The sequence below is a fragment of the Streptomyces roseolus genome, from assembly GCF_014649855.1.
Classification (GTDB): Bacteria; Actinomycetota; Actinomycetes; order Streptomycetales; family Streptomycetaceae; genus Streptomyces; species Streptomyces roseolus.
On the sequence record NZ_BMTV01000024.1, the window covers coordinates 114541 to 138583 of the forward strand.

At 72.2% G+C, this 24043-nt stretch carries 24 protein-coding genes; 10 read left to right on the forward strand and 14 right to left on the reverse strand.

Going from position 1 to position 24043, the window contains the following annotated elements; translation table 11 throughout:
• Positions 1-40: 40 nt before the first annotated feature.
• The 11 genes from IE245_RS26585 to IE245_RS26635 form a co-directional block, all read right to left on the reverse strand.
• Entirely contained in the window at positions 41-1351 is a 1311-nt protein-coding gene (locus IE245_RS26585) for a cellulase family glycosylhydrolase (protein WP_189951939.1), read from the reverse strand.
• A gap of 419 nt (positions 1352-1770) precedes the next feature.
• A complete protein-coding gene (locus IE245_RS26590) occupies positions 1771-2424 on the reverse strand; it encodes a molybdopterin dinucleotide binding domain-containing protein (protein WP_229851528.1) in 654 nt (217 codons plus the stop codon).
• A gap of 114 nt (positions 2425-2538) precedes the next feature.
• The gene (locus IE245_RS26595; RefSeq protein WP_189951941.1) at positions 2539-3210 is read right to left on the reverse strand and encodes an enoyl-CoA hydratase-related protein; all 672 of its coding nucleotides are present in this window, start codon (positions 3208-3210) and stop codon (positions 2539-2541) included.
• 86 nt (positions 3211-3296) lie between these two features.
• Entirely contained in the window at positions 3297-3914 is a 618-nt protein-coding gene (locus tag IE245_RS26600; protein WP_229851529.1) for a TetR/AcrR family transcriptional regulator, read from the reverse strand.
• A 667-nt stretch (positions 3915-4581) separates the two neighbouring features.
• Positions 4582-5409 carry an alpha/beta fold hydrolase gene (locus tag IE245_RS26605; RefSeq protein ID WP_189951943.1) on the reverse strand — a complete coding sequence of 276 codons (828 nt, stop codon included), beginning with the start codon at positions 5407-5409 and terminating at the stop codon, positions 4582-4584.
• 338 nt (positions 5410-5747) lie between these two features.
• A complete protein-coding gene (locus IE245_RS26610; protein WP_189951945.1) occupies positions 5748-6089 on the reverse strand; it encodes an SMI1/KNR4 family protein in 342 nt (113 codons plus the stop codon).
• A 110-nt stretch (positions 6090-6199) separates the two neighbouring features.
• Positions 6200-6721 carry a hypothetical protein gene (locus IE245_RS26615; RefSeq protein WP_189951947.1) on the reverse strand — a complete coding sequence of 174 codons (522 nt, stop codon included), beginning with the start codon at positions 6719-6721 and terminating at the stop codon, positions 6200-6202.
• A 554-nt stretch (positions 6722-7275) separates the two neighbouring features.
• Positions 7276-7890, reverse strand: coding sequence for a DUF4865 family protein (locus IE245_RS26620; RefSeq protein ID WP_189951948.1), 615 nt, complete (start codon positions 7888-7890; stop codon positions 7276-7278).
• A gap of 307 nt (positions 7891-8197) precedes the next feature.
• Positions 8198-8773, reverse strand: a complete 576-nt coding sequence (locus tag IE245_RS26625; RefSeq protein WP_189951951.1) for a TetR/AcrR family transcriptional regulator — start codon at positions 8771-8773, stop codon at positions 8198-8200.
• Positions 8774-8936: 163 nt separating this feature from the next.
• On the reverse strand, positions 8937-9782 hold the full coding sequence (locus IE245_RS26630) for a PaaX family transcriptional regulator C-terminal domain-containing protein (RefSeq protein ID WP_189952014.1): 846 nt from the start codon (positions 9780-9782) through the stop codon (positions 8937-8939).
• Positions 9783-9817: 35 nt separating this feature from the next.
• Complete coding sequence (locus IE245_RS26635; RefSeq protein ID WP_189951952.1) at positions 9818-10453, reverse strand: GNAT family N-acetyltransferase; 636 nt, start codon at positions 10451-10453, stop codon at positions 9818-9820.
• 113 nt (positions 10454-10566) lie between these two features.
• Between IE245_RS26635 and IE245_RS26640 the strand changes: the two genes are divergently transcribed.
• Positions 10567-11631, forward strand: a complete 1065-nt coding sequence (locus IE245_RS26640) for an alpha/beta hydrolase family protein (RefSeq protein WP_189951954.1) — start codon at positions 10567-10569, stop codon at positions 11629-11631.
• Positions 11632-12104: 473 nt separating this feature from the next.
• On the opposite strand, the gene IE245_RS37250 is transcribed toward IE245_RS26640, so the two are convergent.
• Together IE245_RS37250 and IE245_RS26655 are read right to left on the reverse strand one after the other, a co-directional pair.
• A complete protein-coding gene (locus IE245_RS37250; RefSeq protein ID WP_229851540.1) occupies positions 12105-12284 on the reverse strand; it encodes a peptidoglycan-binding protein in 180 nt (59 codons plus the stop codon).
• 669 nt (positions 12285-12953) lie between these two features.
• Positions 12954-13946 carry an LAVTG motif-containing sortase-dependent surface protein gene (locus tag IE245_RS26655; RefSeq protein WP_189951959.1) on the reverse strand — a complete coding sequence of 331 codons (993 nt, stop codon included), beginning with the start codon at positions 13944-13946 and terminating at the stop codon, positions 12954-12956.
• Between the two features lie 792 nt (positions 13947-14738).
• On the opposite strand from IE245_RS26655, the gene IE245_RS26660 reads away from it, so the two are divergent.
• The 4 genes from IE245_RS26660 to IE245_RS26675 all read left to right on the forward strand — a co-directional run bounded on the left by IE245_RS26660 (position 14739) and on the right by IE245_RS26675 (position 16897).
• Positions 14739-15002, forward strand: a complete 264-nt coding sequence (locus IE245_RS26660; protein WP_189951961.1) for a hypothetical protein — start codon at positions 14739-14741, stop codon at positions 15000-15002.
• 117 nt (positions 15003-15119) lie between these two features.
• Complete coding sequence (locus IE245_RS26665) at positions 15120-15677, forward strand: tellurite resistance TerB family protein (RefSeq protein ID WP_189952016.1); 558 nt, start codon at positions 15120-15122, stop codon at positions 15675-15677.
• A 68-nt stretch (positions 15678-15745) separates the two neighbouring features.
• On the forward strand, positions 15746-15973 hold the full coding sequence (locus IE245_RS26670; protein ID WP_189951963.1) for a DUF6296 family protein: 228 nt from the start codon (positions 15746-15748) through the stop codon (positions 15971-15973).
• A gap of 441 nt (positions 15974-16414) precedes the next feature.
• Positions 16415-16897, forward strand: a complete 483-nt coding sequence (locus tag IE245_RS26675; RefSeq protein WP_189951965.1) for a lyase family protein — start codon at positions 16415-16417, stop codon at positions 16895-16897.
• 99 nt (positions 16898-16996) lie between these two features.
• Here the strand turns inward: IE245_RS26675 and IE245_RS26680 are convergent, their stop codons facing one another.
• Positions 16997-18424 carry a hypothetical protein gene (locus IE245_RS26680; RefSeq protein WP_229851531.1) on the reverse strand — a complete coding sequence of 476 codons (1428 nt, stop codon included), beginning with the start codon at positions 18422-18424 and terminating at the stop codon, positions 16997-16999.
• A 312-nt stretch (positions 18425-18736) separates the two neighbouring features.
• On the opposite strand from IE245_RS26680, the gene IE245_RS26685 reads away from it, so the two are divergent.
• The 5 genes from IE245_RS26685 to IE245_RS37805 all read left to right on the forward strand — a co-directional run bounded on the left by IE245_RS26685 (position 18737) and on the right by IE245_RS37805 (position 24039).
• The gene (locus tag IE245_RS26685; RefSeq protein WP_189951967.1) at positions 18737-19678 is read left to right on the forward strand and encodes an ABC transporter substrate-binding protein; all 942 of its coding nucleotides are present in this window, start codon (positions 18737-18739) and stop codon (positions 19676-19678) included.
• 2 nt (positions 19679-19680) lie between these two features.
• Positions 19681-20643: an amino acid ABC transporter permease gene (locus IE245_RS26690; RefSeq protein WP_189951969.1), complete on the forward strand. Its 963-nt coding sequence runs from the start codon at positions 19681-19683 to the stop codon at positions 20641-20643.
• Positions 20640-21404 (forward strand): amino acid ABC transporter ATP-binding protein, encoded by a 765-nt coding sequence (locus tag IE245_RS26695; RefSeq protein ID WP_308436632.1) that lies wholly within the window; start codon positions 20640-20642, stop codon positions 21402-21404. Before IE245_RS26690 ends, IE245_RS26695 begins: the two co-directional genes overlap by 4 nt.
• Positions 21401-22618, forward strand: a complete 1218-nt coding sequence (locus IE245_RS26700) for a M20 family metallopeptidase (RefSeq protein WP_189951971.1) — start codon at positions 21401-21403, stop codon at positions 22616-22618. Before IE245_RS26695 ends, IE245_RS26700 begins: the two co-directional genes overlap by 4 nt.
• Before the next feature lie 131 nt (positions 22619-22749).
• The gene (locus tag IE245_RS37805) at positions 22750-24039 is read left to right on the forward strand and encodes a cyanophycinase (protein ID WP_189951974.1); all 1290 of its coding nucleotides are present in this window, start codon (positions 22750-22752) and stop codon (positions 24037-24039) included.
• Positions 24040-24043 lie beyond the last annotated feature (4 nt).

Genomic DNA, 24043 nt, shown 5'->3' on the forward strand with positions numbered 1-24043 from the left:
TGCCCTCCCGTCGGTCAGGACGGGAGGGCACCCCGGTTGCTCAGCGGTCGGCGGCGCTGCCGCGGACGACGCAGGAGCGGCTGTTCTCCCAGCCCCAGCCGTCGCCGTCGGGGTCGGAGGAGCTGCCGTTCACGCAGTACGGGTAGCCGTTGGGGGCGGTGCCGCCGGTGTTGCCGCCGCCGGAGCCGGTGTCGGCGGCGCTGCCGCGGACGACGCAGGAGCGGCTGTTCTCCCAGCCCCAGCCGTCGCCGTCGGGGTCGGAGGAGCTGCCGTTCACGCAGTACGGGTAGCCGTTCGGAGCCGTGCCGCCGGTGTTGCCGCCGCCTCCGGTGCCGCCGCCTCCGAAGATCGTGGCGCGGACCGAGGTGGTGGAGATGCCGTCGGGGCCGTTGAGGAAGCGGTTGCCCCAGGTGGTCAGGGAGCCGGCGTCGAAGCCGTTGACCATGTCGAGGTACTCGACGCCGCCGCCGTTGCCGCTCCAGGACCAGCCGAGGTAGCCGACGCGGAGCGAGCGGGCGGTGGCCATGATGGCGTTCTCGTCGGGGTTGCCGTCGCTGTGGTTGTCGCCGAACTCGCCGACGACGATGGGCAGTCCGTTGTTCAGGAAGTGGTTCAGGTAGCCCTGGACCTCGGCGGCGGTGTCGTACACGCCGTACATGTGGATGGAGAAGACGGTGTTGCGGCGCGGGTCGGCGGCGAAGACCGAGGCGGCGTTGTCGCGCATGGTGTGCGACCAGTCCTGCCCCCAGTTGGGGGCGTCGACCATGAGGGCGTTCTCGATGCCGGCGTTGCGGAGTTTCACGATGGCGTTCTTGGTGGCACCGGTCCAGGCGGTGTAACCGCTGTTGCCGTAGGGCTCGTTGCCGATGTTGACGACGACGTAGTCCTCCTGGCCCTGGAGGGCGCTCTTGACCTCCACCCAGTAGTCGGCGGCCCGGTCGAGGGAAGCGGCGGCGCCGTCCTCGCCGTACCCGGTGGTGTCGTGCACCTCCAGGACGCAGATGACCTTGTTCGTCTTGCAGTCGTCGATGATCGACGTCACTTGGGACGTGCTCGTCTTCGTCCAGCGGTCGCCGCTGGAGAGGACGACGCGGACGGTGTTGGCGCCGGTGGCGGCGATGTCGGCGATGGCGCCCGTCTCGCTCGGGTACCAGGTGTGCGCGTGGTTCACCCCGCGCATCACGAACTCGCTGCCGTTGGCCTCGTACAAGCGGCCGTTGCTGACGTGGATGCCGCTGTCGGCGGCCTGGGCGGCTCCGGCGGTGCCGAAGACGGGCAGCAGCAGCCCGGCGACGCCGGCGAGGGCGCTGCCGGCGGCGGTGAGCCACGTCCTGCGCGGTGACTGGGTCATGCCTCTCCTCAGGGAAATCAGGGGTGGGGACAGGCCCCGTCGTGCGGGACTCCGTCGTTGGACAACGTTGTCAGAGTCCGATGGCCGAGCCGCAGGCCTACGCGTCGGGGGTGTCCACCATGAGGCACCGGTGGCCGGATCCGTGTCAAGCGTGAGGAACGTTTTGGTGTCGAGGGGCTGAGACGGTGCAGTAGGTTCAGTGAATCTGAACTGAACACGCGGACGTTCTCGTACCCCTGCCGTCGAGCGTCGGACGCTCGTCCACTGAATCGCGGTAGGCCGATCTGAACCGCCGCGCCGGGGTGTGCTCGTCCTCGCAGCGCGGATGCGCACCGTCGAGCCGCTCGGCGCAGAGCCTTCGTGCGCGGCTCTGGTGGACACGACGCCACACGTGAGGGCAGGGCCCCCGGCCGACGGGGTCACCATCGGCCGCCGGACCGTGCAGCTCGCCTGGTTGCTGGTGCGGAGGCGCGCGGACCCTGGCTGACGGCTGACGGCTGACGGCTGACGGCTGACGAGAGCAGGGCGACGCCGGTGCGTTCGGTGCGGCCGTCCTCGGTGGGCAGGGCGAGGCCGAAACCGTCGGGCAGGGCCGCGTGGCCTGGTTGCGGGCGGTCGTCGATCTCGACGGCCGCCCGAGCGGTGCCGCGTGCGGTGGCGATCCGGGCGGGGGCGCCGTCGGACAGGCCGGACCGTTCGGCGCCGTGGGGGCTGACGCGCAGCGCGCCCTGAGGGTCGCGCTTGCGCCAGGTGTCGTCGCGGAAGACGGTGTTCGCGGTGAGGGCCCGGCACCGGCCGGCGGCCGGGACGACCGGGAAGTCCTCGGTGGTGCGGACGGCCGGGGTGGAGTCCGGGTCGGCGAGGAGGCCGAGGAGTTCGGGGAGCGGCAACGGGACGCGGTGGCCGGGACGGAAGACGTAACCCCGAGTGTCGGTGTACTCGTCCTCGGTGAACGTGATCGCGGACCGGCCCGCCGGCATCGCGTCGAACAGGGAGTCGGCGTTTCGGTGCCCGGCGCGGCGCATGGCGGCCGGGTGCTCCTCGGCGATCCGCTGCGCGAGCGCCCACAGCACCGCGGCGGAGCGGGTGCCCGAGGGGAGGGCGGGGACGGTGGTCGACGGCGGGGACGGCCCGCCCCCGGCAGGACTCCCGGGGGCGGGGCGGTGGTGCGGCCGGTGAGGTGCCGGTCAGCCGAGCGGATTGCCGGTGTCGCGCAGGGTGGCCAGAGCGGGGCCGTACATCCGGGCCTTGATGGTGCCCAGGGTGTCGCCGGCCTTGTTCACCTGGGCCTGGGCGATCTCGATCGCGGTGGAGCGCACGGCGTCCTCGCTGACGGCCCGGTCGACGACGCCGGCGGCCGCGGCGTCGGCGCCGCCGTAGCGGCGGGCGGTGAGCATGGCCTCGTGGGCGGTCTGCGGCGCCAGGCGGGACTGGATGAGAGCGGCCATGCCGGGGGTGAAGGGGATGTTGATGTCCGCTTCGGGCAGGCACCAGTAGCCGCGGTCGGCGCGCATCACGCGGAAGTCGTGGGCGAGGGAGAACATGGCGCCGGCGGCGAAGGCGTGCCCCTGCAGGGCGGCCACCGTGACGACGGGGAGCGACAGCATCCGCGCGAACAGCCCGTGGACGGAGACGACGTAGTCCTGGTGCTGGTCGGCGTGGGCGAACAACCACTCCAGGTCGAGCCCGTTGGAGTAGAACTTGCCCGTGGCGGCGGTGACCAGGGCGTGGGGCCCCTCCGCCTTCTCCACCTCGTCCAGCGCGGCGCCGACGGCGGTGATCCAGTCGGGGTGGAAGCGGTTCTCTCCGTCTCCGAGGTCGAGGACGAAGACGTTGTCGTGACGGTCGAGCGAGGGCATGGCGACTCCTTCGGGCTGAGATGACGCGGGTCGAGGACGTGGGTCCTGGACGCGGACCGAGGACGTGGTTCGGGGAGGACCGCGGACTACGCCCGGGGCCGGGGCCCGGATCCGGCGCCGGGGCGGTTCCGCAGGGCGTGGAGGAGCAGGTCGTGGATCTCGGCGGCGGTGGCCTCGATCGGGGCGGTGCTCTGCTCGGCCCGGCACAGGATCACCGCGCCTTCGACCGCGGCGATGATGAAGGCGCCGAGCCGTCGGCTGCGTTCCTCGGGCAGGCCGTGCCGTAGGAGGAGCGCCGCGAGCGCTTCCTGCCAGCGGGCGAAGACGGCGGCGGCCGAGCGGGCGAGTTGCGGAGCGTCGTCGTTCGTCTCGACGGCCACCGCCACGATCGGGCAGCCGGCCCTGAAACCGCTCTCGACCAGCCGGTCGCGCCACAGCGCGAAGAAGGCGTCGACGGCCTCCACCGGATCGTCCGCACGCATCGCGGCATCGATCAGACCCGCGATGAAGTCCCCCGCCGACGCGACCGCCTCGTCGATGAGCTGCGCCCGCCCACCAGGGAAGTGGTGGTACACCGAGCCCCGGGGAGCCCCGCTGTGTGCGAGCACCCGGTCCACGCTGGTCGCGCTCGCCCCGTACTCGCGCAGCAGGGTGGCGGCACTGAGGACCATCCGCTCACGACTGCCACCCTCGCGCGGACTCATCCGTCACCACCTCCCCCTCGGCAGGCCGGCCGTCGAGCGGGCCACTTGGCTACCTGCCGGTAACTTATGGGGTATGGCATAGAACATGCAAGGGGGCCGCGGTGGGCGATCGCCCGGCACCGGGCGGAGCGAGACGGGTGGCCCGGCCGAGCCGCCGCGCGGCTCGAACGCCACCTCGACGTGGGACGCGCCGTGCGGATCCGGCCCCTTCTCGCGGGCCCGTGAGGGCTCCTCCGGGGGCCGTGCGCCGGGGCCGGCGCGGTGGCCGCCCGCGCCCTCGCCCGTCGAGCCACGGTGCGCAGCCACCTGCGCGCGTCATCAGCGGGTTTCCACGGTGTGGCGATACGAGGACATCCCCTCGCTTGCCCGGAAGTGGTGAACAGGCCGCCGCAAGGCCCGCCCCCGCGCCCCCGGATCCATCAAGCGCGTCGTCGCCGCGAGCCTCATCGGCACCACCGTCGAGTGGTACGACGAATCATTCGGTCAGGGCTGGGACCTGCGGTTTCGCGGCGAGGGCCAGGACGAAGCCGGCACCGAACCGGCACAGGAGGCCGACGGTGCCGATCCCCTGGGGACGTACACGCCGAGCGGGGATGCCTTGAGGGGGCGGCTCCTCGCCGGCCACCGGCCGTCGGCACGGGGCGAGCGGCCGGCGGCACGGGTTGCGTCAGGACTTGAGGAACTCGATCAGGTCCTCGTTGAAGCGCTCCTTGTCGCCGGGCACCATCGCGATGCCGTGCGAACCGCCCTCGTACACCTTCAGCACGGCGCCGGGGACGAGCTCGGCCGTCTTGCGGCCGGTCGCGTCGATGGGCACGACCTGGTCGTCGTCGCCGTGCACGACCAGCAGCGGGATGTCGAACTTCTCGAGGTCCTCGTGGAAGTCGGTGTAGCCGAACGCGTCGACGCAGTCCACACCGCCCTCGATGGTCTGCGCCATCGCCATGTACCAGAAGGCGTCCTTGTTGCCCTGCGTGACCTTGTTGCCCGGCCGGTTCGCCGAGAAGAACCCCTCCGCGGTGTCCTTCCAGAACTGCGAACGCTCCTTGAGGATCCCCTCCTTGATCGAGTCGAAGACCGACCCGGGTACGCCTTCGGGGTTGTCCGGCCCCTGGATCATCAGGGGCGGGATCGCCGAGAGCAGGACCGCCGACTTCACGCGCGAGGTGCCGTGCCGGCCGATGTACCGGGCGAGCTCCCCGCCGCCCATGGAGTGCGCGACCAGGGTGACGTCCCGCAGGTCCAGCCCGGTCAGCAGGTCGTTCAGGTCGTCGGCGAAGGTGTCGAAGTCGTAGCCGTCGAAGACCGGCGTCGACCGGCCGTGCCCGCGGCGGTCGTGCGCGATGCCCCGGAACCCGGCGTCCGCGACGGCCTTCAGCTGGTCCTGCCACGCGTCGCCGTTCAGCGGCCAGCCGTGGATGAACACGACCGGACGGCCACTGCCCCAGTCCTTGTAGAAGATCTCCACCCCGTCACGGGTCTTGCAGATCGGCATCGACGTCTCCGTCCGTTCGACGAAAGGCCGGGCACGGGACTGTGCACCGGGCGGCACAGGGCGCGAGCCCTGATCGGGGACACACCGGCACACCCCCGCCAGGCGGAAGACGTGAGGCGTGTGCCGTCACGCGCGATCCCATCGGTTTCCGTGACCGACCGCCACTCGACGCACTCGAACATTGCTCCGCTCGGATGGCATTTCGTTCGACAGGGAGCCGTGGACGTGCGCCGCCTCCTGCTCCTCCGCCGACGCCGCGTGCTCCTCGTGTTCCTCCCACTGGAGGGCCGTCGTGAGCGGGAGGGCCCGGCGAGGAGGCGGGCGGGGCGCTTCGCGCCTCAGTCGCCGGGGACGCGCGCGAGGGGCAGCGGGCCGTAGGAGGGCGGGCCGCCGGGCTGGCCGTCGCAGACCTCCGCGGCGAACGTCCGGTACGGCTCCGGCAGCACGACGCCGGGCTGTGCCTCGAAGGCCCGTACCGCCTCCGGTCGGCCGGCCGCTTCGCGCCGGGGCGGGACGCGAGGATCTCGCGGAGGGCGGCCCGTCCGGCCGGCCCGCGTCGTGCGGGAACACGTCGGCTGCCCCCGCACGGTCAGGACACCGGACTCGTCCGCGACGGACAAACCGTCGCCGCCGCCCTTCGTCAGCCCCCTCACCGAGGTCTCCGGTGCGTGGTCTTCCACGAGGGCGCCGACCGCTGCGCGTCGTCCCCGACGTACTGCGACGCGCCGCCCGCGGCACGAGGCGGCAAGGGGCACCGGGCGGTCCGGGACCGCGATCGGCCCGACGGCTCCTATCCGGCCGGCTGCAATGCCCAGTAGTGCGGCTCGATGGGGGCCCGCCTCACCACGATCCGGCCGGTCACGCCGGGATCGTCCACGATCTTTCCGTACGAGAGGGAGAAGTCGCCGGGCGTGTGCTCGATGTCGGCCCACACCACGCTGCCGGGCCCGTCGGAGCCGTAGGAGACGGTCCACTCGGCGTACCTGTCACCGCAGCTGCTGACCGACACGGTGTGCTGCGACGTCACCTTCAGGCAGGTGCGCGGGTCCGAACCCGACGGGGAGACCTCCATCATTCCGTCGGGGCGGCGCAGCACCTGCCAGTTCGCCGAGGTGGACGCGGTCTCCGCGCAGTCGCCCAGCGACACCGCACCGGTACTCGCGTGTGTCTTGGGCCAGACCAGACACGTGCCGTCCGTGAGAGCCGCGAACCGGTAGACCCCGTCGACGAGCGGGGCGGCGTGGGCGGGTTGCGCGAGTGCCGCGGTGGCCGCGAGCACGGCGGCCGTGACGGCGATGACGCGTGAACGCATGGGGTGGGACTCCTCGAACAGCCGTGGTCGATCCGATCACACGGCACAGACGCGGTGGAGAGCGGATACCGCCGGAGACGGCGGCGGCACTGATCTTGGAACACCGATTCCTCCGGCAGCGGTTCGCGGCCGCCGCCGTCACTCGTCCGGCCGAGCCGTGTCATTCGATGGCGTGGCGGTTCGGGAAGCGGCCTCGCCGTCGAGAACCCCCGTGATCACAAACGGAGGGCTGGACGCCGTCCCGGGGGCGTCAGGCCGCCAGGTCCGCCGCGTTCAGGTGCAGGCCGTCAGCGGCTTGTAGGAGCGGGGGCCCTGGACGTGGCCGTCCGGGGGCAGCCCTCACCCGCGTCGTCCTCTCCGCCGCCCGGACGGCAGTGGCCCCGGGGGCCGCCGACTGGCGGCGGGCGCTCGCCCGCGGGGGCCTGCTCCTGAGGCCCCCGCGCGAAGCAGGGGCCCGCCCCGGCCCTCGACGCCGGGCCGGTCCGCGGTCCCGGTTCGCGGTCCCGGTCCGCGATCGGCCGCAGCCGGCGGTGTCGATCGCGGGCGCGCACGTGCTACCGGCCTTGTCGCTCCGGCAGGTCGCCCAGGCCGGGGGTCGACAGGTGCAGGACTCGATAGCGTTCGGTCGCCTCCTCGTCCGGTGCGGAGGAGTCCGCCCACACCACGAACCGCAGCAACTCCCAATGGTGGGGGTCGACGGCCAGGGCGGCGGTGTGCACGCCCTCATGGGTGCCGAGCCTCCGCAGACGTTCGGACTCCCGCTCGATCAGCGTGGACAGGCCCAGGCCGGTGCCGTCGGGGTCGGCGACGGGAAGCAGGGAGGTGACGCGGCGTGAGGCCGCCCTGGGAGGCGCTGCGCGGGCGGGACCGGCGTGGCAGGCGAGGCCGGTCCAGTGCCGGGCGACGGGGAGGCCGAAGTCCCGGACGATGTTCTGGAACCCTCCGCCACCGACGAGGAAGTGGGCCATGGCGCCGGTGTCGTTCCAGAGGTAGAAGGGGGCGTACTGGTTGACCGGCGACCCGTCGATGCCGCGTTCGCGGATGACGTACGCCTTCAGGCCCAGTCCGGCCCGGTCGTCCAAGAGGTGGCCGCCCGCGGCCACCCGCTTGCGGATGATCTCCATGTCGTAGTCGCGGGGCAGGGTGATCTCGTACTGCAGGGCATACACGGACGGTGCCGCCTCTCTGTCGTGGGCGAGGGGTGAGCAGGCGGGCCGGTGAGGTGCTCGGCCTCGGTGACACGGGCGTCGCGTCCGGCCTCGACGCCGCCCTCGGTGTCGTGAAGGACCGGGTCACGGGGACGACGGTGCCCGGCAGTACGGGCACCCGGCGCCAAGTGAGCGCGGCCGATCCGGAAACGCGAGGCCGCCGGGCGCGGCGAGCCCGTCGCCCCGTGCCGTCCCGTGGTCCCACCCGGGTGGTGCGACGGTGGTGGGCCGCGGTGTGGGGGAGGCACGAGGGGCCGGCAGGCTCTCTCTACTCGGGGGTGGCCGAAGCGTGCGCGGCCAGGAGGCCCAGCACCCCGGCGATCGCCTGGTCGAACGGCTGCACCGAGTCGGCGGCCCGGGCCAGTACGTAGCCGCCCTGGAGAACCGCGACGACGGTCGCGGCGGTCGTGCGGGGGTCCAGTGCGGAGTTCAGCTCGCCGCGCTCGCACCCCTCGGCCAGCAACGCGGCAAGGCGTTCCCGCAGCCAGGCGAGGGTCTCGTCGACAGGGGCCCGCAACACCGGATCGGCCATGACCTCCGGGTCCTGGGTGAGACGCCCTATCGGGCAGCCTTTGAGGACGTCCCGTTCCCGGTGCAGGTACGCGGTGACGCGGTCCACTGCGGTTCCCGGCGCGGAGAACTGTTCCTCGGCCTTGGCGCGCATCTCCCCGGCGGTGCGCCGGATCGCAGCGAGTGCCAGATCCGGCTTTCCGGCGAAGTGGTGGTACATGCTTCCTTGCCCGGCACCGGCCCGCTGCTGGATTGCCTTCGGGCTGGTGCCGACGTAACCGCGCTCCCACAGCAGTTCGCGAGTGCTCTCGATGAGACGTTCCGCAGTACTCATGCGCAGAGTGTACATACTCGTAGGTACAGAATCGCGCCGGATGCATGAGCGACGCGGCTACGACCTCGCGCCTGTGGCGCCACTTCGCCGAGCCCGTCCGTACAGGAGCCACCGCGCACAGCACCTGCTGGTCGGGGAAAAAGCGGGCCCGCCCCGACCGTCTTCAGCGCGTGGCCCGGCCCGCGGCTTCTCGGGTGATGTCGGCGTAGAGGCGGAAGAGGGCTGGGCGGGCCCCGTCATCGTCTCGTTCGCGCAGGATCGCCCAGCACCGGGCGACGAGTTCCCGGGCCTGGGTGCCGGGCCAGGGCCGGGGCAGGAGCTGAGGGGGCAGCAGCGGGTCGGGCTCCATGGCGCGGGTGAGTTCGGCGGCCAGTTCGACCGCGATGGTGAGGAGCGCGGACGGGGAAAGTCCGGCAGGGCCGACGAGCCGGGTCAGGCGGGGCCGGGCGATACGGCTGAGGCGGTGGTAGCGGTCGGCGATCTCCCGCAGGGGCCACAGGCGACGGGCGAGTTCGACAGGCTCGTGGGTGTCGCCCTGGCGCAGGTCGGTCGAGGTGAGAAGGGTGAGTGCGTCATGGGCGCCGAGGCGATGGGCCGCTTCTTCGACGTACGGTTCCCAGGCGTTGGCGCAGACGTACAGTCCGCCCTGGAGCGGGGCGCCGCCGAGGTGGACGAGCTTCTCGCGCAGGGCGTCCCGGGCCGCGCGCGCCGATTCGGGCACCGCGAAGGCGGCCACGTGCCAGACGCCGTCCCAGGGCGCGAGCCCGGCGTCCTGCGTGAACGCGTGCCGGAGGAAGTCCGCGTTGGGAGCCAGGGTGCGGATGGTGTCCGCGGTCGCGTGCAACTCCGCCTTGCGGCCACGGCCCTCGTGGGTGAACCGGCCCTCCGCCACGAGGCGTTTGACGCACAGTCGCACCTGCTGGTCGCTCATGCCGAGGGTGTTGGCGACGGTGTAGAGCTCGTCCGCACCGACGGTGCCGTCCTCGCGGATCAGCGCGTGGACGAGCATGCGGGTGGGGACCTCGACGTGGTCGGTCTCGGCGCTCACAGCTCCCTCGCCCCTTTCGTTCCGACGGCGCGGCGCATGGTGGTCACCGCGCCGAACCCCAGCAGCCCGCGCAGATACGGCGTGTGCTCGGTCCGTACGGCGGTGAAGCCGCGCCGCTCGTACAGGGCCCTGGCGCGCGGATTGGTGTCGATCACGTCCAGTCTGATCTCCCGGCAGTGCTGCTCCGCCGCGACGGCGGCCACTTCCTCGAGGAGCAGGCTCCCCACGCCGCGCCCGCGTGTGCCCGGGTCCACGGCGATGCCGTCCATGACGAGCTGTCCGGGGGCCGGGTGGCGTTCGAACAGGGCGAGGAGCAGGAGTCGGGGCAGCCCCCGCAGGCGTCCGTACGCGCGCAGCACGGCGGAGGCCGATCCTCCGGTGAAGGCGCGGCCGCCGAGCCGGTAGCCGGCGAGGCCGACGAGCCGCCCGTCGAGGAGCGCGCACACCGCCCGATCGGCGTTCAGGTGGGAGGCGATGAAGGGCACCGCCTTGTCCGGCGGGTTCAACGCGGGGCCGAGTTTGCGGCCGAAGGCGTCCCAGTACATCTCGGCCGCCCGCCGCTCGGCGCCGGCCGGAAGCCCCCGCCGGACCGTCACCGCTCCGGTACCGCCGTCCGTCGTGTCCAGTCCCATGCCGTGCCCTCTCTTCCCCTGCGACCCGAAATCCAAAGCTATCACTCTTACGACGATCGTTCCTGCTCTGATAGTTTCGGGTTCGCTCACCCGGACAGAGGCGGTCAGATCCCATGCATCCGAAGATCCAGCCCCGACGGCGCAGGCTTCGCACGGCCGTGTGGTCGCTCGTCACCACCCTGGTCGTGGCCGCCGGCCTCGCCGGTGTGGTGCTGTGGCAGCACTCCTACGCCATGGACGAGCAGCGGGTGTCGATCCGTCACGGCGGCCACACCCTCAACGGAGTGCTGGTCACCCCCAAGGACGGTCGCGAGCGTCACGGCCTGGTCGTGTACGTCCACGGCGACGGCCCCGTCGACGCCACCCATGGCGACGGGTACAAGCCCCTGTGGGAAGCGAACGCCAAGGCCGGCTACGCCTCCCTGTCCTGGGACAAGCCCGGTGTCGCGGGCGCGCCCGGGAACTGGCTCGGCCAGTCCATGGACGACCGGGCCGACGAGACCGCCGCCGCTGTCGCCTGGGCGCGCGCCCGCCCGGACATCGACGGAGACCGGATCGGGCTCTGGGGCGCCAGCCAGGCGGGCTGGGTCCTGCCGAAGGTCGCCGCCAAGACGCCCGTGAGCTTCGTCGTCGCCGTCTCACCCGCGATCAACTGGCTCCGGCAGGGCCGCTACCACCTCCTCGCCGAGCTACGCGCCGACGGCGCGTCGGCAAGCCGTACCCGCGCGGCGATCGCCAAGAGCGACACCACCAGGCGGCTGCTGGAACGCCACGCCACCTTCGAGGAGTACCTCAAGACCATGGGCGGCGACGCGGACGGCATGACCGCCGACCGCTGGGGCTTCATCTCCGAGAACTACACCGCGGACGCCGCGCGGGACCTCCGCGCCCTGCGCGACGTGCCGGTGCTGCTGGCCCTCGCGGGTCATGACGTCAACGTGGACGTCGCCGAAACGGAGCGCGTCTACCGCGAGGTGCTGGCCGCGGGCGACACATTGACGGCCAAGCGCTACCCGGACGCGACCCATTCGTTCCTCAGACAGTCCGTCGAGCGGTCGGACGTCAAGACCACGCTCACCGCGCTGTTCTCGCCCCGCTCGCTCTTCGCGGACGGATTCCTGGACGACCAGCGACAGTTCCTCGAGGATCTCGACCGAGGCCACAACACCCCTCTGTGACAGACCGGCGAGATCGGCCACCGGGTATGGCGCACCTCCGCGTGTACCGCCCGGTGCGCCTTGAAGCGTGCGCCGGCGATGACCCCGTCGACCGCACCCCGCCCCGGTTCGCCTCCCGCTGCTCACCACGTCCAGTGAGAGGGCGGCGACCGTCGGCTCCGGGAGGCCGAGGAGGGACGACGGCGCTGCCGTGGTCGCGAAGCGGGCCGGCCCCGGCGGATCCAGGCCGCTGCTGCCGATCGCCTGCTCGCGACGAATCCAGCCTTGACCGCCGAGGCGTTCACCCCTCCCGGCTCGCAATGCCCGGTGACCGCTTCACGGAAGTCGAGCCGGAACCGCCATGCGTGGACAAAGCCGTCCCGGCGGCCTGTGGGATCGGGTGGCCCCGCCTGCGCCGCCCGCTCCTGAGCGCCGCCGCCACCCCGGGCGGCTGCGTGTTCCCGACCGGGGCGGCGGCCGCACGAGTTCGGCGTTCAGGTTCCTCCTTCGAGCGAGGCGCGGGTGTCGGGTCCGTACACGCCTTCGGGATCTCCCGACAGTCCGCGGTCGCTCTGAAGCTGTGCGACTCCACGACGGGTCGCCTTGTCGTAGGTTCCGGTGGTGGTGACGTAGGTGAATCCCTGGCCGAAGAGCAGCTGTTGCAGTCGTGTCACGTCGGGCCCGGTGTCGCCCGTGCGGAGGGTGCGTGGTTCGGCCGGCGCCGGTGAACCGGCCGTTTCCCGGGACGGACTCGGCGTCAGGCCACCCGCTCCGACGGGCCCGTTGCCGGCTCCCTCGGTAGGGACGACCGGTGGGGCAGCGGACACGGCGGGAGGCCGGCCGGATCCCACGGGCTTCGGAGCGTCGGCGGACGGAGTCGCGCCGTACGGTGTCCGGCCCGGTTCTCCGGGGGCCGGGTCGGTGGCACTCGGGGCCGTCGGCGCCGTCGCGGCGGGTACGGAGACGGAGGAAAGGGCGGAGGCGGAGGCCGCAGGCACGTTCATGCTCGGCAGCGTGCGGCGGACCTGCGGCTGGGCCGTGCTCGGCGGCGTACCGCCCCCCGTGACGTACAGCGCACCCCCCACACCGAGGGCGGTCAGAACACCGGCCGCGGCCAGGCGCCGGCCGGGCCGGAAGCGGCGGCGGCCGTGGGGGCGGGATCGGCGCACACCGCGGGGCGCCGTCCGTCCGGCAGGGGATCCGAACCCGTCGAGCCGCCTCGAGGCGGCCTCGGGCCGGCTCGCCCCGGCGAGGTCTCCGGAGGAGGGGACGACGGCGGGAACCTCGTCGGGGCGATGGGGCATGCTGCGTTCTTTCGGAGCTGCGGAGCTGCGGATCGGCGGTCAGGCGCGGTTGTCGGCGCTGCGGCGGCGGCGGCGGACGACGACCAGGCCGGCGCCGGCGAGCAGCAGGACCGAGGCGGCGGCCGCGATCGCGGTGACGTTTCCGCCGCCCGTCTCGGCCAGGTCGCCCTCGGACCCGGCCGGGGCCGTGGTGGGAGACGAAGACGGCGACGGGGCTTCGGAGGACTCCTCGGACGCGGCCGGGCCGTCCGACACGGTGGCCGAGGCCGCCGGCGTGGTCGGAGCCGCCGAACCGGACGGTTCCGAGGAGGCGTCCGGGGACGCCGGAGCCGAGGTGGTCGCGGCGGGGGCCGTGGTCGTCGGAGTGGGCTCCTGCCCGGCGGGAGCGGACGTGGTCGCGGTGGGGGTCGGCTCGGTGTCGGCGGTGCAGTCGCGGGTGCCGCCGTTCCACCAGCTGATGTTCTTCTCCTTGATGACCGGCCGGCCCGGCCCCTCGGGCAGGTCACCGTGGACCAGGCCGTCGCCGGCGTCCTTCACCCCGTCGTACTTCACGCTGCCGCGGTAGAGGTCGACCTGGGCGTAGCAGCCCGCGTCGGGGACGGCGATGTCGAGGGACCCGGTCTCGGTGCCCTTCACCGACACGGTGTCGAAGTCGTGGAAGACCTGCGGCCCGGACGTGTTCCAGGTGGCGCCGTGGGTGCGGTAGGAGGCGAGGGAGACGGTGCAGCCGGCACGGTCACCGGCGGCCCGGACCTGGAGGTGCACCTTGCCGTCGGCGCCCGGCTTCAGCGACAGGTCGTCCACCTTCACGGCGGCGGCCCACGCCCGACCGTCCAGGGAGAACTCGCAGTCACCGCTCAGGTCCTGGGCCGGTACCGCGTCCTCGGCCGTGTACGCGCGGGCACCGCGGCCCTCCCAGCCCTCGCCGCCCGGTGTCCCTTGGGCCCAGGCCCCCGTACCGCCACCGAGGGTCAGACACACGGCGGCCATGCCACCGACGACGGCGCGCCGCGCCGCAACTGCTGCAGACATACGTTCTTCCGCTCTTGAGCAGCCTTCGGCCGGCGCTGGTGCCGCTCACGGCGTGGGCGCCGGCCGAAGGACGAAAGGAATCGGCCGGCGAAGAGACTCGCCGACCGCCCTGATCGTCAAGCACTCAACTATTGCCGTCAATGCTTTTCCCACTAACAAAATGATCTCGGATTCGAGGCCGTCCTCGGCGAGCTGGAGCCGCGGTGCGAGGGCGGCGGCACGCGCTCCGGTGACAGCCGAGGCCTGCGCGGTGCGGAGGAGGACCGCGGAGCCAGGGAGCGGAGTTCCTCGCAGGCGGACGGCAGGGGCACGCCCCCGTCGGCCCCGGGCACGGGCGACCGGCGGCGTCATCGAGAACCCGGCCGCGTCCTCGAAAACGCCCCGGGCCCGGACTCCGCCGCGCGCCTTTCACTCGCGGCCCCACTCCCTTCTTCAGCGGCTCCAGTGCGTACGCGTCGTGCTCGGGAGCACGGCGGGCGGGCGCCTGTCGGCGGGGGATGCGATACCAGGTCCACGCCGGCCGGGCGGCGGGCATGAGCGCGGACGGACAGGAGGAACCGTGCAGGTCGCGGGCGGAGAACAAGCAGCTGCACGACATAGATGAAGTGCCGAAGGCGGCGACGATCCTCTTCGCGGGGAGCTCGCCCTCGAAACCGCTGAACGTGGCGTTCGCCGATCGGACGCGGGCCGCCGGGGATGCCGTCGAGTCGATCCTCACCGCTTCGTGCCGGGCAGGGCTGGAGATCGAGGTGCGACCCTGCGCGCCTGGTGTGCCCAGCCGGCCCGTCCCCCGTGGCCGCGGCCCGGACCGCGGTCGACGCCCTGACCGAGGACGCGGCCCGCCGCCTGGCCTTCACCGCCGACACGGCCGGTGAGCGTGTGCTGACCCCACGGGCGAAGACCCAGGACCACGATCCCCACGCGACCGACGCGCGGACCCCGTACCTTCTGGACCGCGACTTCACGGCCCCGGCACCCGAGCCGGAAAGGATCACCGACTTCGCCCACGTCCGCACGCACCAGCCCGCGCCCGCATCGGAGCGGCACGTGTGCTGAGGGTGCCATGTCGGTCGAGGCGGCGGAACTTCCTCACATGCGGAAGGCGTTGGCAGAGTGGTGCGTGATGACGCGTGCCTGACGACGGACGACATGGCAGAAGCCGGGGTGGCACGAGTGGCGATGTGGGATCGGATCAAGGACCAGGCGACCAGGGGTCTCCAGCAGGCCCAAGGGGCGCGCGGCGGCGGCTCCGGCGGTCACGGGCCGTCGGGCGCGCGGCCCGGTGGCGGTTCCAGGGCCGAGCTCGTGAGCGCGCTGAAGCTGCAGCTCACGTCGCTGAAGACGGAGCTGAAGAGCGGCGCTTTCCGGGACGCCAGCATGGCCATGTGCGCGCTGGTGGCCGCCGCCGACGGGCGGATCGATCCGGCCGAGCGCCGGCACGTCGAATCGCTCATCCTCACCAACGACGTCCTCCAGAACTTCCCCGCCGACCAGCTCCGCCAGCGTTTCAACAAGCACGTCGACCAGCTTTCGGCCGGTTTCGTCATGGGCAAGGCGGCGGTGCTCCAGGAGGTCGTCAAGGTGGCGAAGAAGCCCGCCGAGGCGCGGGCTGTCATCCAGACCGGCATCGTGGTCGCGGGTGCGGACGGCTTCATCGAGCCCGCCGAGGAGCAGATCATCCGCGAGGCGTGTGCGGCGCTCGGCCTTTCGGCGGCAGAGTTCGGCATCTGACCCGCTCGCCTCGGCGAAGAGGCGCGTGACCGGCGCGCGGGTCACGATGGAAGAGGGTGGTGGTACCGATGGAATACCCCGAGAGCTACGAGCTCGTCTTCCAGGAACCGGCGGCGGCCGACGACGTGGTCGTGGTCCGCCGCACGCAGCGCGCCGGCCCGGGTGGCTGCCCGGTCTACGAGGACGATACGGGCATCGTGCGCGCGGAGATCAGCGAGCGCGGTGACATCCGCATGCTCGCGAGCGGCGGCCACCAGGCCCCTTCCTCCCCTGTGGCGGCCCGCGCGCGGAGGTAGGGGCGGGGCAGGAGAGCCCGGCCCGCCCGCCCGCCCCGTGCCGCGGCCACCGGCCCGCGGTCCGGATCCGCCTGACCGCAGTGCCGCGGGGGCGGAGAAGCGCGACCGGGGCCGCGACACGGCGCTGACGGCCGTCCGGTGGCCGTTGCGGAGGAGCGGCCTCGAGGAGAAGCCGACGCCGGATGGGCCTGACGCGACTTCGGGTGACAGGTTGAGCCACGCGGCCCGGAGGGCCGGTGTGGTCACGACGGTCTCGAATCGGACGGGGGCCGGTCGGCCGAGTGCGGCTTGCCGGTGACGGTGGCGGGTCCGCTCGATCCGGACCACGAGGGCGATCCGCAGTTCCACGCTCTCCTGGCTGGAGGTTCCGGGTTTGGAGCCGTCGCCGATGTCCGCCCGGCGCATCCGCTTCCACCACGTCATCGGGGGACTCCGAAGTCGGTGGCCACCTGCTCGACGATCTGCAACGACCTCAGGCTTCTGGCGTCGGGCCCTCGTGCCGGGCTCGGCGAGATCAGGCTGCCGGAGCTCCAGGCCGGGTCGAGCATCATGCCGGGCAAGGGCAATCCCGTCGTCCCGAAGCGGTCAACCAGGTCTGGTTCGACGTCATGGGGGGCGGCCGCCGCCGTCTGTGCGGCCGCCCAGTCGGGGCAGCTCCAGCTGAACGCCGCCTGCGTGCTCCTCGCCGAGCGCTGCGTCGGCGGCGCGAGGCGACGAGGAGCGTCTTCTCGCACTCGTGGAGAGCAGCGCGGGTCTCGCCACGCCCTCAACCCCGTCGTCGGCCACCAGCGGGCCACCGCCCTGGCCCGCGAGTGCCGGACGACCGGTGTCCCGGTCCGGGAGCCGGCGGCTCGCGACGGGCTGGTCCCCGAGGAGGAGATCGCGTCCCTCCTCGCCCCATGGCGGCTCGCCCGGCCGCGGTGAGGCGCCCGGCTCCGACAGAGGGTCGTCCGGGACGTCACGTCCGACGGCGAACGGAAGGCCGGGCCGCACGCGGCCCGGCCTCCCGTCGTACAGGCCCGATCAGCTCTTCTTCACGGTGCAGCCGTACGACGCGGTGCCCGATCCGCTGTAGGCCTCCACGTCGAGGTAGTACGTGCCCGTGCCGGAGGCGGTCCTGGTGAAGGAGAGCGACTCGTCGGTCCCGGCTCCGTCGCCGACGGAGCGGGTCAGCGTGCCGCCGTCGGCGTCGAGCCAGTACACGTCGGCGTCGTAGGCGGAGGGGACGGCACAGTTCACGGAGGCCGTCTGGCCCGACGACAGGACCAGCTTGAAGTAGTCGCGGTCACTGGTCGACCTCATGCCGCCGGTCAGGGTGCCGGGGGAGGCCAGGCCGGTGGCGTCGTCGGCCGTGTCCCGGGTGTCGTTCGGCTCGCTCTCGGCGAGCGTGGCCCCGCCGCCCGGGCTGCCGCAGACGGTCAGGGGAGTGCCGTCGTAGAGGTTGGCGTCGACGACGCCGTTGGTGACGCCGCGGAGGTAGTAGCCGCAGGTCGGGCGGTTCTTGAAGTCGAAGGTCGCTCCGGGTGTCAGGCGCCAGATCTTGAAGCCCGAGTACGTCAGCGGCTTCCTGTCCGCGGCCTGTTCCGGCTGGTGGTCGGCGAGGACGACGTAGGCGTCCTCGCCGTACTGCGTCGCCCTTCCGTCGCGGTCGAGGTACAGCGAGCCGCCGCCCTCCTCCACCCCGACGCCCCACGCGGCTCCGCCCGGTGCGAGGCCGTCCTTCACCGCGCGGGCGAGGAAGGCCATGGTGCGGCCCATGCGGTCGCGGGTCACGAAGTGCGAGTCGTTGACGACGGAACCGTAGTGCGCCCACTCGAACATGCCGGTGGTGAAGCTGATGTACCGGTCGTAGGGGTTGGCGAGCGCCTCGGCGCTGGTGACGCTGCCGTTGCACGCGTCGTAGACGATCGGGCTGTTGATGTGGTGCCCCGCGCTCCCGCCGCCGGAACCACCGCCCTTCGCCACGACCGACTCGACGGACGCCTCCAGCGCGGTCCCCTTCCACGCGGCGTACCGGCACTGGTCGCCACCGGCGAAGTACACGAACTCGGCGTTGCGGACGTCGGTGTTGACCTGGCTGTTGTTGCCGTCGTTCGCCGACGTGAGCGTCCAGGTCGTACAGGAGTTGACCCCGGCGATCCCGATGACCGTGTCGCACTCCGGGCTCTTGCTCCCCGACGTCGGCGCCGAGCCGGCCAGGACGACGACGTCGATCGTTCCCGTGCCGCCCCGGATGTCGTCGATGGCCCGGGTCATCGAGGCGGTGACGATGCCGCCGGCGCCGTTCATGGTGAACGCCGGGCCGTTCCACGCGCTCCTGCTGACGTCGGACGCGCTGCCGAGCCTGATCCTGTCGGCTGCGGCGTGGGCCGGCTGATGTGCGATCAGGACCGAGGCCGTCGCGGTGAGGACGACGGCCGCCGAAGTGAACCTGGGTGAACGGAGGGGCATCTGCGCTCCTGGAGAGGAGGAGGGGGAGGGGGAATCCGCGCCGAACCCTGAGAAGCGGCGGTTGGTAGCGGAACATACAAGTAACGCGACTGTAGAGGAAGATGTAAGGCCATTTCGCTTCTTCGTATCCGGGCTCCTCGCGGAAGTGCAGCCGCATAGTGGGCTAAACCATCCTCAAGTGAGAGGTGAGCGTGGCGTTACGTGAACGTAATGGAACTTACATCTAGCCAGTGATTGCGTTCGTCTGTAACTTCTCTGCTGTGTCTGGCGGCCAGATTCCGTCGGCAGAAAATCACCGAGAGGTTCCACGCGATGAACGCTCGTATCGCACGCCCCGCAGCGGCCGCCGCTCTCGCGGCGATCATGCTCGTGTCCCTGTCCGCCTGTGGAGGCGACGGCACCGCCGCCCCGTCCGGGAAGACGGTCGTCGCCGGCGTCGAGGTCGTGAAGGACCAGAAGCTGCACGACCTGCTCCCCGGGAAGATCAAGAGCGCCGGCGAGGTCCGCGTCGCCACGGACGTCCCGTACCCGCCCTTCGAGATGTACGTGAAGGAGGGCGAGACCGAGCTGACGGGACTGGACTACGACCTCGGCCAGGCGCTCGGGGCCAAGTTGGGGGTGACCTTCGCCTTCTCCCCGCAGAAGTTCGACGGCATCGTCCCGGCCATCCAGGCGGGCAAGTTCGACGTGGCGATGTCCGCCATCACCGACAACGAGGAGCGCCAGAAGGTCGTCGACTTCGTCGACTACTCCCAGTCCGGCTCCGGCATCCTCGTCGCCGACGGCAATCCCTCCGAGATCGGCGACCTGGACGACCTGTGCGGGCGGAAGGTCGCCGTACAGACCGCCACCAACCAGCTCGACCTGCTGAAGTCCCATCAGGACGCCTGCGCGAAGGCGGGCAAGGGGACGATCGACGTCCAGACCTTCCCCAAGGACTCCGACGCCCAGCTCGCCCTGCGTTCCGGCAAGGTCGTCGCCCAGGTCCTCACCAAGCCCGCCGCCGGCTGGGTCGCCAAGACCGCCGACGCCGGCAAGGCCTTCGACCTGGTCGAGGACCCGGCCGCGCCGGGCGGCTACAACGCCTCGCCCAACGGCATCGCGGTCAGCAAGCAGCTGCCCGAGCTGACGGACGCGATCCAGAAGGCCCTCCAGGCCCTCATCGACGACGGCACGCTCATCAAGATCTACAACAAGTACGGCGTGGCGTCGATCGCGGTGAAGGAAGCCACGAAGAACGCGTCGGTGGACTGACGATGATCGACACCACGTCTCCCGCCGCCCGGGCGACCGGCGGCGCAACGAGCACGCCCGAGCTGGAGATCGTCCCCGTCCGCAACCACGGCCGCTGGATCGCCGCCGTCGCCTCCCTGCTCGCCCTCGTCGGGCTGATCGGATCGCTGGCGAAGAACGACAACCTGCGCTGGGACGTCGTCGGTGACTACCTCTTCGCCGACCTGATCTTCGACGGTCTGGCCACGACGCTCTGGCTGACCGCCGCCGCCATGGTCCTCGGCCTGGCGCTGGGGACCCTGATCGCCGTCATGCGGCTCTCGTCGAGCCCCGTGCTGTACGGCCTGGCCAACGCCTTCGTCTGGGTCTTCCGCGGCACCCCCCTGCTCGTCCAGATCATCTTCTGGGGCTACGCCGCCGCGCTCTACAAGTACGTCAAGATAGGCATCCCCTTCACCGACGTCACGTTCTTCCAGGCCGAGACCAACGCCCTGCTGACACCGGCGATCGCCGCACTCCTGGCCCTCGGCCTGAACGAGGCGGCCTACGCCTCGGAGATCGTCCGCGCCGGCATCCAGTCCGTCGACCCCGGCCAGGCGGAGGCCGCCCACTCGCTGGGCATGCGTCCCGCGCTCACCATGCGACGGATCGTGCTGCCCCAGGCCATGCGCGTGATCATCCCGCCCATGGGCAACGAGACCATCAACATGCTGAAGATGACCGCCCTCGTCTCGGTCATCTCCGCCCACGACCTGATGTCCAACATCCAGGACGTGTACGCCCAGAACTACCAGGTCATCCCCATGCTGGTCGTGGCCAGCATCTGGTACCTGGCCCTCGTCACCCTCCTCGGCGTGCCCCAGGCCTGGCTGGAGCGGCGCTACGGACGCGGCACCACCCGCGCGGGCCACGCCTCGCCCTTCCGGCGCCTGCTCGGCGGGACCACGGAGCGGCTCGGCAAGAAGAACAAGGAGCGGAACCGATGAGCACCCCCATGGTGCGCGCCGAAGGCGTACGCAAGCACTTCGGGAGACTCGACGTGCTGAAGGGCATCGACCTCACGGTCGAGCGCGGTCAGGTCTGCTGCCTCCTCGGCCCCTCCGGCTCGGGCAAGTCCACCTTCCTGCGCTGCATCAACCACCTGGAGAAGGTCGACGGCGGCCGGCTCACCGTCGACGGCGAGCTCGTCGGCCACCGGCAGCAGGGCAACAGGCTCCACGAGCTACGTGAACGCGAAGTCGCCGCACGGCGCCGGGACATCGGCATGGTCTTCCAGCGCTTCAACCTGTTCCCGCACATGACCGCCCTGGAGAACGTCACCGAAGCGCCCGTCAAGGTCGGCGGCGCCTCCAAGGCCGACGCCCGCGAGCAGGCGCAGCTCCTGCTCGAACAGGTCGGCCTCGGCGACCGGGCGCACCACTACCCCGCCCAGCTCTCCGGAGGCCAGCAGCAGCGGGTCGCCATCGCCCGCGCCCTGGCCATGCGGCCCAAGCTGATGCTCTTCGACGAGCCGACCTCCGCCCTCGACCCCGAGCTCGTCGGCGACGTCCTGGACGTCATGCGGCAGCTCGCGGCCGACGGCATGACCATGGTCGTCGTCACCCACGAGATCGGCTTCGCCCGCGAGGTCGGCGACACCGCCGTCTTCATGGACGAGGGCGTCGTCGTGGAAGCGGGCGACCCGCGCCGCGTGCTCGTCGACCCGGAGCAGGAGCGCACCCGCGCCTTCCTGTCCAAGGTCCTGTGAGCGCCCCCGCCCCCCGGCAGGACAGGCTCGGCCGCTTCCTCGACCTGGCACGGACCCGCCGCTCCGACTACCTGCGCGATCTGGAGCAGCTCGTCTCCATCGACTCCGGTTCCTACAGCGCCGACGGCGTCGACAAGGTCGCCGACTGGGTCGAGCGTCGCCTCGCACGCATGGGGTTCGACGTCGAACGCGTGCGCTTCCCGGTGACCGCCGACGGACACCGCACCGGCGACGCACTCGTCGGGCGCCGACGCGGTGTCCTGCCCGAGGCGGCAGGAGGGCGCAGGATCCTCCTCGCCGGTCACATGGACACCGTCTTCGAGGACGGCACCGCCGCCGCCCGCCCGTTCCGCGTCGACGGCTCCACGGCGTACGGTCCCGGGGTCAGCGACGACAAGGGCGGCCTCCTCGCCGGCCTCACCGCTCTGGAGATACTCGGCGAGTGCGGCGAGGACTCCTACGCCGAGCTGGTCCTCCTCGCCACCCCCGACGAGGAGATCGGGTCGCCGGCCGGCAGGAGCCTCATCGAGCGCACCGCCGAGGGCGTGCACTACGGGCTCGGCCTCGAATGCGCCCGGGAGAACGGCGATCTGGTCATCGCGCGCAAGGGCGTCGCGGACTTCCGTCTCACGGTCACCGGCCGGGCGGCGCACGCCGGCATCGAACCGGAGCGCGGAGCCAACGCGGCCCTCGCCGCCGCCCATCTGACCGTCGCCCTCCAGGCCCTCAACGGGCACTGGGACGACGTGACGGTCAACGTCGGTGTCGTGCGGGCCGGTACCCGCGCCAACATCGTCTGTCCCGACGCCGAACTGCGCATCGAGGTGCGCGCCGCCACGACGGCCGGCATCCGGCGCGTCACCCGGGCCATCCGTGAAGCCGCCGACCAGCCCGGCGTCCCTGGTGTCACCGTCGAGGTCGAGCAGCTCGACCTCTGCCCTCCCATGGAGGACACCCCCGCCTCCCGGCGCATGTTCGACCACGCGTGCCGCGCCGCGCACGCGGTCGGCATCGAACTCGGCGCCGCGGCGACCGGCGGAGTCGGCGACGCCAACCTCATCGCCGGAACCGGGGTTCCCGTCCTCGACGGCCTGGGTCCCGTCGGAGGCGCGGACCACACGCCCCAGGAGTGGCTCGACATCGCCGGCGTTCCCCAGCGCGTCGCGCTGCTCGCCGACCTGATCGTCTCCCTCGGGGACATCGGCACCCCCTGAACGGCGTCGGCGCGCGGGCGGAGGGGGCGACTTCCTCCGCCCACGCCGACACCCCCGCCACACGTCACGGGCTCGTGCCGCACGCCCGGCACGCGAGCCCGCCGACCCCCTCTCCCGCCCTCGGAGGCATCATGCGCGCACCTTCCGCTCCCGCACGCCGCACCGTCCTCGCCTGCGGTCTCGCCGTGGCCCTGCTCACCGCCGCTTCCCCCGCGACCGCCGACTCCCGTCCGGTCCCGCACCGGGCCGGATCCCTCGTGCTGATCGGCGGGGCCCTGAAGGAGGACAACACCCAGGTCTACGGCGAGATCGTCAAGCGGGCGGGCGGGGAGCACGCCCGCATCGGCGTCATCACCGCGGCGTCCGTGCCCGAGAGCCAGGACCCCCACGCGGGCGACCCCGACCGCTGCAGCAACTCCGCCTGCAACGGCGCGTACTACGCCGACCTCTTCAAGCGCCACGGCGCCGCCGACGCCCAGTGGATCCCCCTCGACATCGACCACGTGGCCGACGCCGACTCCGACGCCGTCGTCGCCCAGGTCGAGTCCATGACCGGCTTCTTCTTCGGCGGCGGCGATCAGTACCGCTACGTCACCACCCTCCTGCGCGGAGAGGAGCACAAGGACTCCAGGGTCCTCGCCGCCATCCGCGCCAAGCTCGCCCGCGGGGCCGTCGTCGCCGGGTCCTCCGCCGGTGCGCAGATCGCCTCCGGCCCCGACATGGTCAGCGGCGGCGAATCGTACGAAGGGCTCCGCGACGGCAGTGCCCCCGGCTACTTCGACGACCCGGCCCGCCTCGGATACGTCCCCCGGGGCGGGTTCGGCTTCCTGAGGTCCGGTCTCGTCGACACCCACACCGGCGCCTACGGCCGTGAGGGCCGGGCCCTGCGCCTCGCCGCCGACACCGGCCACGACCGCGTCTACGGCCTGGAGGAGAACACCGCCCTCGTCGTCGACCGCCCCGGCACCCCGCACGAGCACCTGACCGTCCTCGGCCCCCAGGGCGTGGCCGTCCTCGACCTGCGGCAGGCCCGCGCCGGGGACTCCGCGGACGGCTGGACCCTGCGCCGCGCCCGGTACAGCCACCTCACCGACGGCGACCGGTACGACGCCCGCACCTGGACGGCACGTGTCGCCCCCGGCAAGCGGCCCCTCGCCCCCTCCGCCACGACGCCCGTGCCGGCCAACGGCGACGTCTTCCACTCGACCGCGAACCCGGACGGCGCCCCCTACTCCTTCCGCACCACCGCCCGCGCGCTCGCGTCGACCCGGGCACAGGACAGCGCCACGGCGACCACCTACGAGACCGGGCCGCGCTTCACCGTGACCTTCACCAAGGGGCGGGGATTCGCGGCCTACTCCGGTGACGGTGCCGGAGCCGGCACCGTCACCGGACTGCGGATCGACATCGCTCCGCGGTGACCGG

Bases quoted from the DNA above. Each gene is read 5' to 3' on its own strand.
- IE245_RS26585 (WP_189951939.1), bottom strand. From the start codon at position 1,351: ATGACCCAGTCACCGCGCAGGACGTGGCTCACCGCCGCCGGCAGCGCC.
- IE245_RS26595 (WP_189951941.1), bottom strand. From the start codon at position 3,210: ATGCCCTCGCTCGACCGTCACGACAACGTCTTCGTCCTCGACCTCGGA.
- IE245_RS26600 (WP_229851529.1), bottom strand. From the start codon at position 3,914: ATGAGTCCGCGCGAGGGTGGCAGTCGTGAGCGGATGGTCCTCAGTGCC.
- IE245_RS26605 (WP_189951943.1), bottom strand. From the start codon at position 5,409: ATGCCGATCTGCAAGACCCGTGACGGGGTGGAGATCTTCTACAAGGAC.
- IE245_RS26615 (WP_189951947.1), bottom strand. From the start codon at position 6,721: ATGCGTTCACGCGTCATCGCCGTCACGGCCGCCGTGCTCGCGGCCACC.
- IE245_RS26625 (WP_189951951.1), bottom strand. From the start codon at position 8,773: ATGAGTACTGCGGAACGTCTCATCGAGAGCACTCGCGAACTGCTGTGG.
- IE245_RS26630 (WP_189952014.1), bottom strand. From the start codon at position 9,782: ATGCTCGTCCACGCGCTGATCCGCGAGGACGGCACCGTCGGTGCGGAC.
- IE245_RS26635 (WP_189951952.1), bottom strand. From the start codon at position 10,453: ATGGGACTGGACACGACGGACGGCGGTACCGGAGCGGTGACGGTCCGG.
- IE245_RS26640 (WP_189951954.1), top strand. From the start codon at position 10,567: ATGCATCCGAAGATCCAGCCCCGACGGCGCAGGCTTCGCACGGCCGTG.
- IE245_RS26655 (WP_189951959.1), bottom strand. From the start codon at position 13,946: ATGTCTGCAGCAGTTGCGGCGCGGCGCGCCGTCGTCGGTGGCATGGCC.
- IE245_RS26670 (WP_189951963.1), top strand. From the start codon at position 15,746: ATGGAATACCCCGAGAGCTACGAGCTCGTCTTCCAGGAACCGGCGGCG.
- IE245_RS26680 (WP_229851531.1), bottom strand. From the start codon at position 18,424: ATGCCCCTCCGTTCACCCAGGTTCACTTCGGCGGCCGTCGTCCTCACC.
- IE245_RS26685 (WP_189951967.1), top strand. From the start codon at position 18,737: ATGAACGCTCGTATCGCACGCCCCGCAGCGGCCGCCGCTCTCGCGGCG.
- IE245_RS26690 (WP_189951969.1), top strand. From the start codon at position 19,681: ATGATCGACACCACGTCTCCCGCCGCCCGGGCGACCGGCGGCGCAACG.
- IE245_RS26695 (WP_308436632.1), top strand. From the start codon at position 20,640: ATGAGCACCCCCATGGTGCGCGCCGAAGGCGTACGCAAGCACTTCGGG.
- IE245_RS37805 (WP_189951974.1), top strand. From the start codon at position 22,750: ATGCGCGCACCTTCCGCTCCCGCACGCCGCACCGTCCTCGCCTGCGGT.